This is a genomic window from Geobacillus sp. WSUCF-018B (genome assembly GCF_002809985.1).
In the GTDB taxonomy this organism is placed as follows: domain Bacteria; phylum Bacillota; class Bacilli; order Bacillales; family Anoxybacillaceae; genus Geobacillus; species Geobacillus thermophilus.
Map to the genome: position 1 here is coordinate 1 of NZ_PIJF01000022.1, position 429 is coordinate 429.

General features: G+C 50.3%; 1 protein-coding gene. It reads right to left on the reverse strand.

The genetic code is table 11. The features are described 5' to 3' along the window. Positions 1 to 225: IS110 family transposase (locus CV944_RS08345; protein ID WP_033013099.1), on the reverse strand; the 225-nt coding region annotated here is incomplete at its 3' end. Positions 226 to 429: the final 204 nt, after the last annotated feature.

Genomic DNA, 429 nt, shown 5'->3' on the forward strand with positions numbered 1-429 from the left:
GGCGACGATCACCTCTGACTTCCCGAACGCTTGCATCGCCCCCTGAATCGCTTTATACAGCTGTTGAAACCCCTCTTTCGACTGGAAGATCGGGAACGATTTGCGAAGCACGCGCCCCCGGTCATCCACGAAGCAGGCGTAGTGGGTTCGTTTCGCGATATCAATACCCACGACAAGCGTTTGTTCGGTGACTTGATCAATTTTATAGTTTTGTGTACAATTCATCTGAAGTCCTCCTTGGTATGGTGAGTGATGTGGTTGACACCCCTGCATCATACCAAGAGGGCTTTTTTTGATCAAGTCCCCGGAAAAGCTCCTAACGGGAATGCTCCTTTGTAGTAAGCAAGAAACGTCTCCATCGGGATGCGTTCAACCATCTCATGAACCACGTGGGCCATGTTATCCCGTGGAATGAGATCGGCGATGTTG